Here is a 15,655-nt window from a genome sequence, read left to right as displayed (position 1 = left end):
GAGGCCGTATGTTGAAAGAAACCGTTTTTAAATCTTTCGATTCTAAAGAGCAGTTAGAACAACAGTTAGCGCAGCGTATTGCCGATGCTTTGCAAGCAGCCATTGATACTCGAGGCAAAGCAAGTCTGGTCGTGTCGGGGGGGGCTACGCCGATAGGCTTGTTTGACAAATTGAGCCGCAAGGTGCTCGACTGGAGCGAAGTGTTTATAACGCTGGCAGATGAACGCTGGGTTGACACCGACAGTGCGGATTCCAACGAGCATCTGGTCCGGCAGCACCTGTTACAGCATTTCGCAGCAAGTGCCAAATTTCGCGGGCTGAAAAATATGTTTGCGACTGCTGAAGCCGGTGTCGCCATGACCACGGAACAACTGGCCAATATCCCGCGTCCATTTGATGTGGTGGTGTTAGGTATGGGCAATGATGGCCACACCTGTTCTTGGTTTCCTAGTGCTCCAGCGGCGGAATTGCAACAGGCGTTGACTACAGACGCGTTACTGTGCGCGGTACATCCGCAAGCGGCACCACATGCCCGCATTACCTTAAGCCGCAATGCCATAATGTCGAGCCGACAAATATATCTGCATCTGGTAGGGCAACAGAAACTGGATGTTTATCACCAGGCGCTGGTCTCTGACAATGTCAATGAGATGCCAATTCGCGCAATTCTGTCCCAGCACAAGACCCCTGTGGACGTGTATTGGGCTGCATAAGGAGACGTTATGAATCCTACAGTACAGGCGGTAACTGATCGAATAATTGCCCGCAGTAAAGCTACCCGAGCAAAATATCTTGCCGCTATTCAGGAAGCCAAAGCTGATGGCGTGTATCGTGCCAGCTTGGGGTGTGGCAATTTGGCCCATGGTATGGCCGCCTGCCAAGCAGATGATAAGCAATCGTTACGACAGTTAACCAAAGCCAATATCGGTATCGTTACTGCTTACAACGATATGTTATCGGCACATCAACCTTATGAGCATTACCCGCAGATCATCAAGAATGCCTGCCATGAGGTGGGGAGTGTTGCGCAAGTGGCTGCCGGTGTTCCTGCCATGTGTGACGGTGTAACGCAAGGCTATCCAGGCATGGAACTGAGTTTGATCAGTCGTGAAGTCATTGCGATGGCGACTGCGGTTGGATTATCTCACAACATGTTTGATGGTGCCTTGTTGCTGGGTATATGCGACAAGATTGTTCCAGGACTTTTGATTGGCGCCTTAAGCTTTGGTCATCTGCCGATGTTGTTTGTGCCCGCGGGGCCCATGCGTTCCGGTATTCCCAATAAAGAGAAAGCGCGAGTACGACAGAAATTTGCGCAGGGGTTGGTGGATCGCGCGGTATTACTGGAAGCGGAATCCAAGTCATATCACAGCGCCGGGACTTGCACCTTTTACGGCACCGCCAACAGTAATCAACTGGTGCTGGAAGTTATGGGCTTACAGTTACCAGGTTCTTCCTTTGTTAATCCAGACGATCCGTTGCGCTTAGCGCTGACACAAGCGGCGGCTAAACAAGTGTGTCGACTGACAGCATTAGGCACTCAATACACCCCTATTGGTGAACTGGTCTGTGAAAAATCGATCGTCAATGGTGTTGTCGCGCTGCTGGCAACCGGTGGCTCAACCAATTTGACCATTCATCTGGTCGCGGCGGCCAGAGCAGCTGGCATTATCATCAACTGGGATGATTTTTCTGAACTATCTGACGTTGTGCCGTTATTAGCCAAGGTTTATCCCAATGGGCAGGCAGATATCAACCATTTCCATGCTGCTGGTGGCATGGCGCTGCTGGTAAGACAGCTGTTAGACGCCGGCTTACTGCATGAGGATGTAAATACGGTAGCGGGATATGGACTACGACGTTACACCCAAGAACCCAAATTATTGGCTGAAGGGCTGACATGGGTAGAGGGGCCCGCCGAAAGCCTTGATCCTGAAGTGCTCAGCTCTGTGGCCAAACCGTTCCAGCATCACGGTGGCTTGCAGCTGCTGACTGGCAATTTGGGTCGAGCGGTAATGAAGATTTCCGCAGTTGCTGAGGCTCACCGCATCGTAGAGGCTGAGGCTGTGGTAGTAGACGATCAACTCAAGCTTAACGAACTCTTCAGTAGCGGACAGCTGAATCGTGATTGTGTGGTGGTGGTTAAAGGGCAGGGACCAAAAGCTAATGGTATGCCAGAACTCCATAAGCTGACGCCATTACTGGGCTCATTACAGGATCAAGGCTACCATGTCGCGCTGGTGACCGATGGCCGAATGTCCGGTGCGTCAGGAAAGGTGCCTGCTGCTATCCATTTATCTCCTGAAGCACTTGATGGCGGTCTTATTGCCAAAGTGCGTAATGGTGATCGTATTCGCGTAGATGCGGTAAACGGCGAAATTAGCCTATTGGTAGACGAAGCTGAATTGGCAACAAGAACCGCAGAGGCGGTTACTTTGCGACCGGTGCGTTACGGCATGGGCCGGGAATTGTTCACCGCGCTGCGCGCTAATTTCAGCAGTCCTGAAACAGGTGCTCGCAGTACCAGTGCTATCGACGAATTTTATTAACCATTAAGGAGCCGTAACATGACACAGAACAATTGGACGTTGCAGCCCTCAGCAATATTTGCGTTAAGCCCCATTATTCCTGTAATGGTTATCAATAAAATTGAACACGCTGTTCCATTAGCTAAAGCCTTGGTGGCTGGCGGTATTCGAGTACTGGAAGTTACACTAAGAACCCCTTGTGCTTTAGATGCTATCAGTAAAATTGTGGCAGAGGTGCCAGAGGCGGTAGTCGGCGCAGGAACAATTTTAAATGAAACCATGCTGCAGCAAGCTGAAGCCGCTGGTGCACAATTTGCTATCACTCCCGGTGCGACTGAAGCACTGTTGAAAGCCGGAAAAGCTGGAAGTATTCCGTTGATCCCCGGGGTGGCCAGCATCTCGGAAATTATGGAAGGTCTGAGTCAGGATTATCACTATTTCAAGTTTTTTCCTGCCGAAGCTTCTGGTGGTGTAAAGGCATTGAAAGCCTTTGCCGGGCCGCTGAATGATGTGCATTTTTGCCCTACTGGCGGCATCACTCCAGAAAGTTATCGGCAGTACTTGGCGTTGCCCAACGTCGACTGTATTGGCGGCAGTTGGATTGCACCGGTTGAAGCGATGGAATCAGGCGATTGGGCCCATATAACCGCACTTTGTCAAGAAGCGCTCAGCGGGCTGTAACCTGGGAAAACCAAATAAAAAGCCACTATTCAGTGGCTTTTATTTTCTCGAAGCAATTGTGTGGTTATTTGAATTGGGCAATCAGCTCTTTTTGCCGTTCACTTTGCCGTCGAAGCTCTTCGCCGTGGCTGGTAGCTTCGTGACTATTTTCCTGCAGTTTACTTACACCACCTTGAAGGCGGCAGGAATTCAGATGCAGTTGATCCACGGTATAGGCCTGTTCTTCCGTTGCCACCGCAATCTGGTGGCTATTGGCGGTGATACGTCCCAATGCTTTGGCTTCGTCATTAAGCCGAGTTACTAACTGTTGTTCCAGCTCCATACTGTGTTGGGTAAGCGTCTGACTCTTACCCATCTCGGCGACTGCTTGCTGGCTCTGCTCACTTAACTGGTGAATAATGCCATAAATCTCTTTGGCCGAACCTGATGAGCGTTGTGCCAGTGCGCGTACTTCATCAGCAACGACGGCAAAGCCTCTGCCTGCTTCACCTGCACGTGCCGCTTCGATCGCCGCATTCAGCGCTAACAGGTTAGTTTGTTCAGATAATTGTTCAATTACTGCAAGTACCGTGTTCACACTGGCGCATTGCTGATCGAGCTCCGCAATTTGTGATGCTACTTTTTGCAGTAAGCCGCTCATTTCAGCGTTAGCTGCGCTGCTCGCCTCAAGTGCTTTCATGGTGTCCTGATTGCTAACTTCAAGGTTAGTGACATCTGAGGCGGTATTGGAAGAGGTGGCAGCAATCTCGGCGATAGCACTTTTCATTTGACTGATTGCTGCTGCCAGTTCATCTAGTGCCAGTGCCTGTTGGGAAAGCTCTCTATGATTGGCATCGACCGACTGCTGATGAGATTGCAAATTGGCATTCAAATGGTCGCTGGTGTCATCAATCCTGGCTGTAATGGCTACGATCTCGGCTTTCTGCATTCTCAAACTGAGTTCTACTGCGGATAGAATATCGGTGTCACCGGTATAGATGGCCTGCATGAGTTTGCTTTGCTGCACATCATCACTCAGTTTTTGCAAACGGGTGCATCGGGCCGAAAGCCGGACAAGACTCCAGCTCATCATTAGCAGCGATAGGATCACGAAAGGGATGGCAATCGTTACGGAGACGAAGGGGAGCGCCAGTAGCAAGGCGGTGGATATTCCCCAAGGGAGTCCAATTTTAGCGGTAAGTGATAAAGGAAATTTGGGTAAGGGTAACTTGCCTTTCTCAATATCGGCGTAACAAGCAATAGCTCTCTGCACCAGTGCTTTATCAGCTTTAGTACGGACGGATTGATATTCAAAGATTTTACCTGCACGGCGGATTGGGGTAATGAATGCGTTTACCCAGTAATAACCACCGTCCTTGCGGCGGTTTTTAACCAAGCCCATCCAATTTTTACCCTGCTGAATATCGTGCCACAGATCTGCGAATGCCGCTTTAGGCATCTGTGGATGACGCACAATATTATGGCCGTGACACAGCAGCTCATCTTGGGTATAACCACAAATGTCGCAGAACTGCTGATTAACGTGGGTAATTTTCCCTTTTAAATCGGTAGTGGAAAGAATCCGGCTATCTACCGGCACCGCAGTTTCCACTTCAGTGATGTAATTATCTCGCTTCATATCCACACAGAGCTAAGTTAAGTCTATTTACATTATCTAAAATTGAAGGCGTCAAAATTGTGACACTTCACTTAGAGATTACTATCCGCTCAGTTTGGATTGTTAAACTTTGATAAAGGTCAAACTAACAGTAAAATGTGTGCTGTTCGCCACAAAAACAACCAGTTAACTACCACTTGCAGTGACATCCACAAATAAAGTGAGTACCTGGCCTGGTTGCAGATACTTCTGTTGCTGCAATTCATTCCATTGCTGTAACTGTGAAACCGTAACGTTAAACTTATCAGCGATCCGCGCTAAAGAGTCTCCATTACGCACCTTGTATTTTACAGTTCGGGTAATAGCACCATTACGAGTGGTTTTTGGTTGCCACAGCACCAGTACTTTACCCGGATGCAGTGCTTCTTTGGCGGCCATTCCATTCCAACTCGCGAGTTCACCCACGCTTACCTGATACTGTCGGGCTATTTTCCACAGTGAATCGCCAGATTGCACTTCATAGGTGGTTTTATATTTGCCTTTGCTCTGCTTGTTAAGTAATCGATTATCAGCAGACAGCGGATAATCACTGGCATCTTGCAGAGAAACTGGGATTAGCAGGTATTTGCCCGCGACAATGTTATTCCCTTTGATGTCATTAACTGAGCGAATGATGTCGACCGTGGTCTGATTCTTCTTGGCGATCAACCCCAGTGAATCTCCCGGTTGGATTTCGTAGCGCAACCAGTTCAAACGATCTGCCGGGTCGGTTGTTGCCAGGGCTACTTCAAAATCCTGGGCTTTATCAACGGGCAGCACCAATTTGAAAGGTCCTTTAGGTGCCGTCGCCCAGCGGTTATAGCCCGGATTCAGTTTTTGCAATTCACTGATATCGATGTCAGCCAGTTTGGCGGCGAGTGCCAGATCAATCTGACTACCTGTATCAACTACTTCAACTGCGGGTTGGTTGTCGATGGCCGCCAGCTTGATGCCATATTTATCCGCATGTTTCACCACATCGGCGAGTGCCAGTAGTTGCGGGACGTAACGTTCAGTTTCTTTAGGCAGCGATAACGACCAAAAATCAGTAGGTTTGCCACGAAGTTCGTTGTGTTTGACGGCGCTCAGCACTCGGCCTTCACCCGTGTTATAGGCCGCAATCGCGTAAAGCCAGTTCTCGCCAGTCTTGTGATACAGGTATTGCATCATGTCCAATGCGGCTTTGGTGGCGGCAGGCACATCACGACGGCCGTCATACCACCAGTTAATTTTCAAACCAAAATGGCGAGCCATCGGCGAGGTAAACTGCCATAACCCTGATGCGGCGCCGGGTGAATAGGCATAAGGATCAAAGGCACTTTCAACAATTGGCAATAATGCCAACTCCATCGGCAGATGGCGTTGTTCAATCTGGTCAACAATCAGATATAAGAACGGTGCTGCCCGCTCTGAAATCTGTTCCAAATGTTTAGGATTGTGGATATACCAGTCGCGATATTCGTCGACAAGTTTGACATCCGGCACCGGTAAGTTGAGTTGGTTACGTACCCGCTGCCATACATCGGTAACTGCCAGTTCGGGTTGTTGAGGTTCCTGTGGCGTCTTCTGCAAAATTTCAGCGGCGGTGGCTGTAGGTTTTGGGGGCGGGGTAGTTGTTGACTGTAACGGCACAGTCTGACAGCCGGCTAAAAACACAACAATCCCGGCGGTAGTTAATAAGTTCCGTTGCTTCAAAAGCGCCTATCCTCAAAAAGCTGTCTTATGACAGAAACAGTAGTGAACCAGCACCTTTGAATCATCTGACGTAGATGTTATTGCTTGTCAGATGTGCCCGGGTAAGCTTCCGGTAAAAATATGAGCGGTGATAGGCGCTGGCCGAATTTAAACTAATTCTCTAAATTATCATAACGTTAGGAGATATCATCAGAGCTTTAAAACAACTGATGGCGTTAAAATCGATCCATTGTAACCAACAAATCAAAAATTGTCTTTCCACTGACGGAGAAGTTTTAAGCGGGTCACGGCGGAATCCGCGATTTGTTGACTGTGCTGGCTAAGAATCGTGGTTAAGCGTTCATCGGTGCAATGTAAAAAAGGATTGATGACAAGCTCTCGTTTGATACTGGAGGGCAATGTGGGAAGCTGTTGTTGCCTCAGATGTGTTGCCTCTCGCATATAATCGACTATGGCCTGATTATCCGGTTCTACGGTGCGGGCAAATTTTAGGTTAGACAAGGTGTATTCATGTGCGGGATAAACCAGCGTACTTTCGGGTAACCGCGCAAATTTGGTTAGCGATTGGTACAGTTGCAATGGTGTGCCTTCAAATAGTCGGCCGCAGCCAGCACTGAACAGGGCATCACCGCAAAACAGGGCATTGCCGATCAGATACGCAATATGATCGAGCGTGTGCCCAGGTACGCAAAATATTCCCGCATGTAACACTTCACCATCAACACCTTTTAGTCGCAATTCCGTTTCGCTGATTAGCGTATGATTGATTTCGGGAATGGACGGATTTAGTGGCCCATATACCGGGACTGCATCACCATAATGTTGCAATAGGTCAGCGATCCCTCCGGTATGGTCGCGGTGATGATGGGTGATAAGAATGCCGGCCAACAGCAATTGGCGCTGCTGGAAACATTCAATAACTGCAGCTGCGTCGCCGGGGTCAATCACCCAACCGCGCTGACTACCGTCTGTCTGTATGCACCAAATATAGTTGTCATTAAATGCGGCAATCGGGAATACAGAAAACCCCTGATGATGGGTCGTAGGAAAATCGATGACGGACATATCTACTCCTGAATTGCTGCAACTGTGAACACTGCTAATTTTACTGCATCAGTCCTTGCTTGAACTGACCGATCATTATTAAGCTATTGTTATCACAATAGTCAAATCGGAGCAGTTATGGCGCCAGCTCTGCAAGGCCCAGCCTGGGAAGCGATTCCTGGAGGCCTGCAATTACGTAATGACCTTGAACAGTCATTAGCATACTGGTGGCCTAGGATCTTTGGCTATTATCTGCTGCAACTCGGCCCATTAAGTGCTGATTTAGATAGCAGCAAATGTGCTGTACAACATCAGTTTTCTATCTTTCCTCAGCACGGTGCTTCCTTGCAAGGTGAGTACACGCAGTTGCCACTTAAATCTGCCAGTGTGGATGCCGTAGCGATGCATCTGTTGTTAGAGTTTGAGCAGGATCCCTACCGGTTATTACGCGAGGTTGACCGGGTACTCGTCAGCGGTGGTTATCTGATTATCAGTGGCATCAATCCTTTCAGCTGTGCTTACATGGGGAAATTATTTCCTAAATATCAACAGCAGTGGCCGTGGACGGGGAGCTTTTTTATGCCGGCGAGGGTCAGGGATTGGCTGGGGTTACTGGGATATCAATTGGTTCATGATGAACGTTTGTGTTACCACTCCTTTATGCCTGAATGGGATTTCCCGGCGTTATTGCGGCAGTGGCAGTACCGTTGGTTACCAGGAACTGGTGCGGTTTATCTGTTAGTTGCCCGAAAACTGGAAGCACCATTAACGCCTGTTGCCAATCGCCAGCGTAAACGTGTGCGGGGCTGGCAGCCGGCGCCTACTGCCGGCTATTCCGGTCGCATGAAACGGGAATAATACGGAAGAATGCGCATAACGTTAAAACAGTTGCAGATATTCGAAGCCATCGCGCGTACTGGTCAGGTAGCCAAAGCTGCTGAAATGATTAACCTGTCGGCGCCGGCAACATCCATGGCGCTCGCGGAGTTGGAGCGGCAGCTGGATAGCCGTTTATTTGAGCGTTCCGGCAATCGTTTATTACTTAATTCACAAGGTAGTGCCTTGTTGCCTATGGCCAGCCAGGTATTACAGCAAATCGCAGATATCGAAAGTGCATTCGCTTCGCCATCGACGATGTTAGCGGGAAGTCTGAATGTCAGTGCCAGCAATACTATCGGTAATTTTTTATTGACGAAGGCGGCAGTGGCCTTTAGCCAGCAGCATACTGAAGCCAGAGTTGAACTGACGATTGATAATACCCGTAATGTGGTGCAGCAGGTGGCTGAATTTCGTGCAGAACTTGGTTTTGTAGAAGGATATTGTCTGGACAGTCGCATTGTGACTACTCCCTGGCATCATGATCAATTGCGCATTTTCTGTCATCCGGCTCATCCGTTGGCGGGGAAAACGGTATCTCCAGCACAGCTACAAGGCACTTCTTGGGTGTTGCGTGAGGAAGGTTCTGGGACGCGCGAATATTTTGTAAATAATGCCAATAAGCTGGATTTGCACCCTGAGGTGAAGTTCTGTTTTCCGACCCCTGACGCCATTAAACAAGCGGTAAAGCAGGGCGCCGGATTGGGTGTGCTATCAGAACTGGCCATTGAGCGAGAGATTACTCGGCGCGAGTTAGGCGTGGTGAATGTGTCGGGCTTGGACTTATCCCGACCGTTTTATCTCATTCGACACAAGCATCATAGCTTCACACCTTTGGCCAGTGCGTTTATCAATTTCTGCAATGATTTTCTACAGTTACAACATCAAACAGAGGCTTCATAGCCAACATCTTTTTGCTTAGGGTGAGATTCGGCGGCTTGCCGTGCTAACACATCGCAGCGCTCATTTTCCGGATGTCCGGCATGGCCTTTCACCCAATGCCAATCAATTTGGTGCTGCTGGGTTGCTTTATCCAGCCGTTGCCACAGATCGACATTTTTGACGGGGGTTTTGCTGGAAGTCACCCAGCCTTTGCGTTTCCAGTTGTGGATCCATTGGGTAATACCTTGACGCATGTACTGGCTGTCACTGGTGAGCGTGACCTGGCAGGGTTCTTTCAAGCTCTCCAATGCGACAATAGGTGCGAGCAGTTCCATACGATTGTTGGTGGTCAGCGCATAACCGCCAAATAATTCTTTAGTATGTTGCTTATAGCGCAAAACTGCGGCATAACCGCCGGGACCGGGGTTGCCAAGACAGGAGCCATCAGTAAAAATTTCTATCTGTTTCAGTTCGTTCATCAAGTTGCTAACATAGCCGGCAAAGCCGTCATCTTAAGTTGTTATTGAGCAAGCAGCAAAAATAATATGAATATAGTTTCTAGTGCCGCCAGGCAAATCATTCTTGATACCGAAACCACTGGCATGAATCAAAGCGGCGGCCCGGTGTTCCTTGGACATCGAATCATTGAAATTGGTGGCGTTGAAGTCATTAATCGTCGTCTCACCGGCCGTACGTTTCATAAATATGTGAATCCGCAACAGGCCATTGATGAAGAAGCCATTGCCGTGCACGGGATCACCAATGACCGCGTAGCCAATGAACCCTTATTTCGGGAAATTGCCCAAGAGTTTTCAGCGTTTATTGAAGGGGCAGAAATTGTCGCGCATAACGCTTCGTTTGACGTCAGTTTTATTGATCATGAGTTTTCACTGCTGACACCAAAAGGGCCAAAGGTTAAAGATATTTGCTCGATACTGGATTCTTTGGCAATTGCTAAATTTTTACATCCCGGGCAGAAAAATAATCTGGATGCGCTCTGTAAACGTTATCAAATTGATAACTCCCGTCGTGAGTACCACGGCGCATTACTTGACGCTGAAATTCTGGCCGATGTTTATCTGGCAATGACCGGTGGCCAGACAAAATTTAATTTGAGTCTGGATGCGGGGGCGGCAGAAGGTGCCGAGGGCGGTATTATTCGACTCGACAATAATCGTCCCAAACTTAAAGTGATCAGTGCTTCGGCCGATGAACTGAGTATGCACGAGCAACGGCTGGATTTAGTGGCTAAATCTGGTAAGTGTCTGTGGCGTAATTAAAACAGGGAATATCGGGCCGTATGAGAATCTCGCCCTTAGGGTGTCTGTTTCTGTGTCTTTTCAGTGTTATCTCTTCAGCCATTGCTGCGCCTGAGGAGATCATGTCATTGGCGCAGGCTTCTGAACTGAAAAATCGTTTTCGCATCGATCACATGGTGGATGAACTCACATTGATGGTGCAGCGGGAGTATGGCTCGGCTCCCGTAGTGGTTGTACTGCCCGATGGCAGTAAGTGGTATTCCAGCCGTCATCCTGAAACTGTGCGTTGGGAAGACAGTGTTACCGGAGACATGATCCAGATTAAACATCCTCAACCGGGTCCCTGGCAGCTTCTCGGCGAGATAGTGCCTGGTTCGCAGATCACCAAAATATCCAAACTGGGTATTTGGGTCGATCCTTTACCACAGCCACTTTACCAGGGCGAACGTTTGAAACTCACGGCCGGATTGACGGGTGATCAGTTACGTATGCGGTTGCCTGGTCTTGCATACATGTTGCAGTGGAACGCTAAATTTATCTCTGAACATCAGGCTAAAGATGAAAATTTTGCAGCGGGTTCATTCTCTGTCGGAAGTTACCAGGATAACGGCGAAAAGCTCGATGAGAAGCCAGATGATGGTATTTTTACGTCCGATATTAATCTCAATCAGCCTTGGGGCCACTACACGCTTGAATTGAAAGTTGAAAATGAGGTGTTTGATCGCGAATATCAACAGGCTTTCATGCTGTCCCCAATTCCCGCAGACATTAAAGTGCAGTCACCAGTAGATCCGCATAAGCAACCGTGGGAACTGCATTTGTTAGTAGATACCAAACAATTACAACTTCCCGAAACCTATTTCCAGCTGGACATTGTCGGTCCTGCTGGATTTCAGTTATCAATGACCGTGCGTGACCTGCAACAAGCGGATCATGCGCTGGAGTTGCCGCAAGTAACTGAGTTCGGTAGTTATCGCATTAAAGGCACATTATTCAGTACCGATTGGGCCGGGCGTGAAATCGTGGTGACACTGCCTGAACGGTTCTTTAACTATGTGGCGCCGCCAGCGCCGCCACCAAGTCCGCAACAGATCGCCGCTATTCAAGCCGCAGAAGCACTTAAGGAAGAGCAACAGGCCAAGAATAGTGCACTACTGTGGATAGCGATTGGTAATGGTTCATTATTGGTATTGGGAATTGTACTGATCCTGTATTTACGTAAACGCGCTTCGTTGAAAATGGCCTTAGCGATGGCTGAGCAGGAATTACAATCAAAACAGCGGGCGCAGCCACAACCGCCGGACTTGCAGGATATTGATTTATCAATCCCTGATGAAGATGAACAGCCGCGCCAATAAGTCACTTTATATTGCATTATCCGTTGTAGAGTTGCTTGGATAATGATGTAAAAGCGATAAAAATTGTTGACGTTTTTCAATGTGCTACCGTATTATTCATTGCGATTATTGGGGTGGTAGTTCAGTTGGTTAGAATACCGGCCTGTCACGCCGGGGGTCGCGGGTTCGAGTCCCGTCCATCCCGCCAACAAAAAAAGCCAAGCTATTAATATAGTTTGGCTTTTTTTATGTTTATATTTTAAATCAAAGAAACTATGTCTTCGTGACAGTGGCCCATTTTGTGACTTCTATGGTGTATAAACTGCAGATTCAACAGTGAGATTTCTTCGACCACAATGCCTTGTAAGCTACTTATGTTTCACTGACTTTTCGACAACTGCCTTAGCTGGAATGGATTCAACTCACTAATGCTCATTTGTCGTTATCTATTCGGCTATCAGCTCCATGTGGTCCTAAGAATTTTTGTCATGACTAAGCGTCAGGGTATTGCGCTGAATCAGCTCATAGGTCGAAGGTATGCACAATAGTTGCCGTATGCACCGATATCACATGTGTGTTATTGCAAACCCTGTGCGTGTTTTAGCGCTGTGAGTACTGCATTATCTGGCTCACCAAAAATTTCAATTTCTTTATCTTGGAGTAATAGCCCATAAGCAATCGTGCCCTTGTTCAGAAAGATAACGTGAAACTGGTTGCTGCCGCAGTCATGGGCTTTACAGACCATATAAACTTCAAATGTGCGGTCGGCAACGGTAAACGGTTCCCCGGGAGTTGCCGGGCCATTGCGTGTTTTACCATATTGTTTGAGCCACAGCGGCGCGTCTTTTTGCGAAGCAATTAATGCATCCCAGGTTTTGAGATATGTGGCATCATCTAATATTTCAAACAGGTACTTACCCTCGTGAGATTCGTCTGCTACTGCCGGAAGGAACACGCTAATGCACAGTACACAAAGACCAAAGAGATTAAGACAATATTTCATAGTAACTCCATGTGAAAACCTCATGCGTTATCCACGCGCCATCATTGATCCTATTAATCAGTGTCGCCATTTCACCGGTAAAGGTCTCATCAACTTTTGTACCATTTCGCTTTTGCAGTTGGGAATAGCAAACCCTTTTATTTAACCATTGGGGAATGCTAAGTAGGGGGCTGGCGTGGTTAATGTTTCTATAGTCACACCCTAAACTAAGGTTTTCTACTTGTGGTGATGGTAGGATGCCGGTTGACACCGCTTCGCCACATTCCGTGATCCTGTGCGTTAAAAGGGCGGTGTGGGCATTCTATGGATCAAATTTGACTAATGCTACAGAGTGACCAGCTAAATTGCTGGCGTTCGATGTTTATAAATGTGTATTGAGAGGCGAAGAGCGATTCAATTATAGGTCCCTTATACTGGGGGACGAATTACGGAGGCATTGCAATCAAATAGCCAACGGTCACTGTAAACAGCAAGACTTCATCGTATGCGGCATATTTCGCCACTTTTCAGTCGTCATACATTATTTAAATCTAACATCTGCTCATTTTTCGTTATCAATTGGTCATAATTAGTGATTTTAATGTCCTAGAACTCAGACAGCCGTTGATCCTGTCAGCGGTTTCCTTACATACTCTCAAAAGTTGATGTTGTTATCGGTCGCTACCGTTTGGGTAGCAAGGAAAACCAGGATTAGAAATTTATGGTAGAAAAAATTACCGCCATGTTGGCATTTATTGGCGTGTTATCACTGATCTGCCAGTGGCTAGGTTGGCTGTATCGTTTGCCGGCTATCTTGCCATTATTGTTGTGCGGTTTGTTATTAGGACCGGTACTAAATCTATTGCAACCTGATGCAATTTTTGGGGATTTGTTATTTCCCATCATTTCCCTTGGTGTTGCCGTCATTCTGTTTGAAGGTGCACTGACACTCAATTTTAAAGAGATTAAAGATCATGGCCGGATGGTGACTCATCTGGTTTCGGTGGGAACATTCATTACCTGGGGATGCATTGCGCCGGCCGCACATTATATGTTGGGGTTCGAGTGGCCGTTAGCATTGCTGTTTGGCGCGCTAGTTGTTGTTACCGGTCCCACAGTGATTGTGCCAATGCTGCGGACTGTCCGTCCTAAGGCACAACTTGCCAATATTTTGCGCTGGGAAGGCATTGTTATTGATCCTATCGGCGCAATGTTGGCAGTGTTGGTATTTGAATATATCACGGTGAGTAGCGATCAAACGTCTCACGTCTTGGGTGCTCTGGGTTCCATGTTGGGAATCGGTTTCGGCCTAGGCGCTTTGGCTGGCTATTCCGTGGGCATTATTCTGCGTCGTAATTTGTTGCCGCATTATCTGACGAATACTGCGGTACTGACCATTATGCTGGGCATTTTTGTCAGTTCAAATCTGTTGCAAGAGGAGTCCGGGCTACTTACCGTGACCATCATGGGCATTTGGCTCGCGAATATGCGCGGCGTGAATATCGCCGACATTTTGGAATTTAAAGAAACACTCACGGTGCTGTTGATTTCGGCGTTGTTTATTCTGCTAGCTGCCCGGCTGGATTCTCATGCGATGCTGGATCTTGGCTGGGGAGGCATAGGGGTATTACTGGTAGTGCTGTTTGTAGCGCGACCGCTCAGTGTCTGGCTTTCCGGTATCGGGACCTCGGTGGATACCAATGATAAATGGTTTTTAAGTTGGGTTGCACCGCGTGGTATTGTGGCCGCCGCCGTTTCCTCGCTGTTTGCCATAAAATTGGAAAATCGTGGCTTTGAAGGTGCGGGGGCATTGGTGCCGCTGGTGTTTTTGATCATCATCGGGACTGTGGTCTTTCAGTCATTGACTGCCAGACGCTGGGCTAAATGGTTAGGTGTGAAAGCCGACACTGCCGAAGGCGTGTTAATTTTCGGGGGCTCCAAATTCGCGCGTGAGTTTGCCAAGATGCTGGTGGCTAAAGGGATAAAAGTCATTATTGCCGATAGTAACTGGGATAACGTACGTCAGGCGCGGATGGATAATATTCAGGTCTATTTTGGCAATCCGGTATCTGAACACGCGGAAACCTATTTAGACCTGAGCGGGATAGGTCGGGTATTGATCCTTTCTCCTTACCAGCAGTTAAATCCCGTGGTGTTTTTCCATTTTCAGGACATTTTTGGCGCTGAAAAAGTGTTCGGCGTGAATACTAATGATGCCAATGGTGGTAGTGCCAGACATCAGTTATCAGAATCATACTTAAGGCGTATGTGCCTGTTCAGTGAAAAAGTGTCCTATTCCCGTCTGCATAGTCTGATGTCGCGTGACGCAGTGATTAAAAGTACCAATATTACCGATGCTTTTACTTATACTAATTTTCGTGATCGCTATGGCGAGACGGTGATCCCATTAGCTTATATGAAAGGTGGCAAGGTGTTCGTGGTGACTGCTGATACTAAAGATCTGCCTAATGGCATCGAGCTTATCAGTTTGATCCCTAAAGAAGCGATGGAGCAGCATCAGCAGAAAGCCGCTGAAGAGAACGAGCGCAAGAAAAATGTAGAAGTCGTTCCTAAAACAGTAGGACAGTCGGGATAATTCTTTTTTCGGGTTATGTCCCGTCCTGAAATACGTTGACATAAAGAGGACTTCTTTATGGTGACATCAACTAACTCAAGCCGTAAGCGCACGCAACGCGATTACACCTTAGCCTTTAAATTAGGTGTCGTAGAGCGTG

13 protein-coding genes, 1 tRNA gene and 1 pseudogene are annotated in these 15,655 nt (G+C 47.9%); 10 read left to right on the top strand and 5 right to left on the bottom strand.

What is annotated here, in order from left to right; genetic code table 11:
- Positions 1-8 precede the first annotated feature (8 nt).
- Genes pgl through PY479_RS16655 form a run of 3 tightly spaced genes read left to right on the top strand, consistent with a single transcriptional unit; the run spans position 9 to position 3,209 of the window.
- On the top strand, positions 9-713 hold the full coding sequence (gene pgl, locus PY479_RS16665; RefSeq protein ID WP_212593546.1) for a 6-phosphogluconolactonase: 705 nt from the start codon (positions 9-11) through the stop codon (positions 711-713).
- 9 nt (positions 714-722) lie between these two features.
- On the top strand, positions 723-2,549 hold the full coding sequence (gene edd / locus PY479_RS16660; RefSeq protein WP_275484453.1) for a phosphogluconate dehydratase: 1,827 nt from the start codon (positions 723-725) through the stop codon (positions 2,547-2,549).
- 18 nt (positions 2,550-2,567) lie between these two features.
- Positions 2,568-3,209 carry a bifunctional 4-hydroxy-2-oxoglutarate aldolase/2-dehydro-3-deoxy-phosphogluconate aldolase gene (locus PY479_RS16655; RefSeq protein ID WP_212593544.1) on the top strand — a complete coding sequence of 214 codons (642 nt, stop codon included), beginning with the start codon at positions 2,568-2,570 and terminating at the stop codon, positions 3,207-3,209.
- A 64-nt stretch (positions 3,210-3,273) separates the two neighbouring features.
- On the opposite strand, the gene PY479_RS16650 is transcribed toward PY479_RS16655, so the two are convergent.
- The 3 genes from PY479_RS16650 to gloB all read right to left on the bottom strand — a co-directional run bounded on the left by PY479_RS16650 (position 3,274) and on the right by gloB (position 7,605).
- Positions 3,274-4,827, bottom strand: coding sequence for a PAS domain-containing methyl-accepting chemotaxis protein (locus PY479_RS16650; protein WP_275484452.1), 1,554 nt, complete (start codon positions 4,825-4,827; stop codon positions 3,274-3,276).
- Positions 4,828-4,992: 165 nt separating this feature from the next.
- Positions 4,993-6,540 carry a LysM peptidoglycan-binding domain-containing protein gene (locus tag PY479_RS16645; RefSeq protein ID WP_275484451.1) on the bottom strand — a complete coding sequence of 516 codons (1,548 nt, stop codon included), beginning with the start codon at positions 6,538-6,540 and terminating at the stop codon, positions 4,993-4,995.
- Positions 6,541-6,783: 243 nt separating this feature from the next.
- Entirely contained in the window at positions 6,784-7,605 is an 822-nt protein-coding gene (gloB, locus tag PY479_RS16640; protein WP_212593541.1) for a hydroxyacylglutathione hydrolase, read from the bottom strand.
- Between the two features lie 117 nt (positions 7,606-7,722).
- Here gloB and PY479_RS16635 point away from each other — a divergent pair, with 117 nt between their 5' ends.
- Together PY479_RS16635 and PY479_RS16630 are read left to right on the top strand one after the other, a co-directional pair.
- On the top strand, positions 7,723-8,442 hold the full coding sequence (locus PY479_RS16635; RefSeq protein ID WP_275484450.1) for a class I SAM-dependent methyltransferase: 720 nt from the start codon (positions 7,723-7,725) through the stop codon (positions 8,440-8,442).
- A gap of 9 nt (positions 8,443-8,451) precedes the next feature.
- On the top strand, positions 8,452-9,363 hold the full coding sequence (locus PY479_RS16630) for a LysR substrate-binding domain-containing protein (RefSeq protein WP_212593539.1): 912 nt from the start codon (positions 8,452-8,454) through the stop codon (positions 9,361-9,363).
- Here the strand turns inward: PY479_RS16630 and rnhA are convergent.
- Positions 9,345-9,821, bottom strand: a complete 477-nt coding sequence (gene rnhA, locus PY479_RS16625; RefSeq protein ID WP_212593538.1) for a ribonuclease HI — start codon at positions 9,819-9,821, stop codon at positions 9,345-9,347. The two genes, PY479_RS16630 and rnhA, sit on opposite strands and share 19 nt — an antisense overlap.
- Before the next feature lie 66 nt (positions 9,822-9,887).
- Between rnhA and dnaQ the strand changes: the two genes are divergently transcribed.
- From dnaQ to PY479_RS16610, 3 genes are all read left to right on the top strand, one after another.
- Positions 9,888-10,622 (top strand): DNA polymerase III subunit epsilon, encoded by a 735-nt coding sequence (dnaQ, locus tag PY479_RS16620; RefSeq protein ID WP_275484449.1) that lies wholly within the window; start codon positions 9,888-9,890, stop codon positions 10,620-10,622.
- Between the two features lie 20 nt (positions 10,623-10,642).
- The gene (locus PY479_RS16615) at positions 10,643-11,959 is read left to right on the top strand and encodes a TIGR03503 family protein (RefSeq protein WP_212593536.1); all 1,317 of its coding nucleotides are present in this window, start codon (positions 10,643-10,645) and stop codon (positions 11,957-11,959) included.
- A gap of 110 nt (positions 11,960-12,069) precedes the next feature.
- Positions 12,070-12,146, top strand: a tRNA-Asp gene (locus tag PY479_RS16610).
- Between the two features lie 369 nt (positions 12,147-12,515).
- Here PY479_RS16610 and PY479_RS16605 read toward each other — a convergent pair.
- Entirely contained in the window at positions 12,516-12,941 is a 426-nt protein-coding gene (locus PY479_RS16605) for an Ivy family c-type lysozyme inhibitor (RefSeq protein WP_275484448.1), read from the bottom strand.
- Between the two features lie 700 nt (positions 12,942-13,641).
- On the opposite strand from PY479_RS16605, the gene PY479_RS16600 reads away from it, so the two are divergent.
- On the top strand, positions 13,642-15,516 hold the full coding sequence (locus PY479_RS16600) for a sodium:proton antiporter (protein ID WP_275484447.1): 1,875 nt from the start codon (positions 13,642-13,644) through the stop codon (positions 15,514-15,516).
- Positions 15,517-15,573: 57 nt separating this feature from the next.
- Positions 15,574-15,655 (top strand): annotated as a pseudogene (locus PY479_RS16595) (valyl-tRNA synthetase); the annotation flags it as partial.

The organism is Shewanella sp. A32 (genome assembly GCF_029167175.1).
GTDB lineage: Bacteria > Pseudomonadota > Gammaproteobacteria > Enterobacterales > Shewanellaceae > Shewanella > Shewanella yunxiaonensis.
This window is presented reverse-complemented; position numbering and strand designations above follow the sequence as displayed.

Coding starts and splice junctions, on each gene's coding strand:
- pgl (WP_212593546.1), top strand. CDS start 9: ATGTTGAAAGAAACCGTTTTTAAATCTTTCGATTCTAAAGAGCAGTTA.
- edd (WP_275484453.1), top strand. CDS start 723: ATGAATCCTACAGTACAGGCGGTAACTGATCGAATAATTGCCCGCAGT.
- PY479_RS16655 (WP_212593544.1), top strand. CDS start 2,568: ATGACACAGAACAATTGGACGTTGCAGCCCTCAGCAATATTTGCGTTA.
- PY479_RS16650 (WP_275484452.1), bottom strand. CDS start 4,827: ATGAAGCGAGATAATTACATCACTGAAGTGGAAACTGCGGTGCCGGTA.
- gloB (WP_212593541.1), bottom strand. CDS start 7,605: ATGTCCGTCATCGATTTTCCTACGACCCATCATCAGGGGTTTTCTGTA.
- PY479_RS16635 (WP_275484450.1), top strand. CDS start 7,723: ATGGCGCCAGCTCTGCAAGGCCCAGCCTGGGAAGCGATTCCTGGAGGC.
- PY479_RS16630 (WP_212593539.1), top strand. CDS start 8,452: ATGCGCATAACGTTAAAACAGTTGCAGATATTCGAAGCCATCGCGCGT.
- rnhA (WP_212593538.1), bottom strand. CDS start 9,821: ATGAACGAACTGAAACAGATAGAAATTTTTACTGATGGCTCCTGTCTT.
- dnaQ (WP_275484449.1), top strand. CDS start 9,888: ATGAATATAGTTTCTAGTGCCGCCAGGCAAATCATTCTTGATACCGAA.
- PY479_RS16615 (WP_212593536.1), top strand. CDS start 10,643: ATGAGAATCTCGCCCTTAGGGTGTCTGTTTCTGTGTCTTTTCAGTGTT.
- PY479_RS16605 (WP_275484448.1), bottom strand. CDS start 12,941: ATGAAATATTGTCTTAATCTCTTTGGTCTTTGTGTACTGTGCATTAGC.
- PY479_RS16600 (WP_275484447.1), top strand. CDS start 13,642: ATGGTAGAAAAAATTACCGCCATGTTGGCATTTATTGGCGTGTTATCA.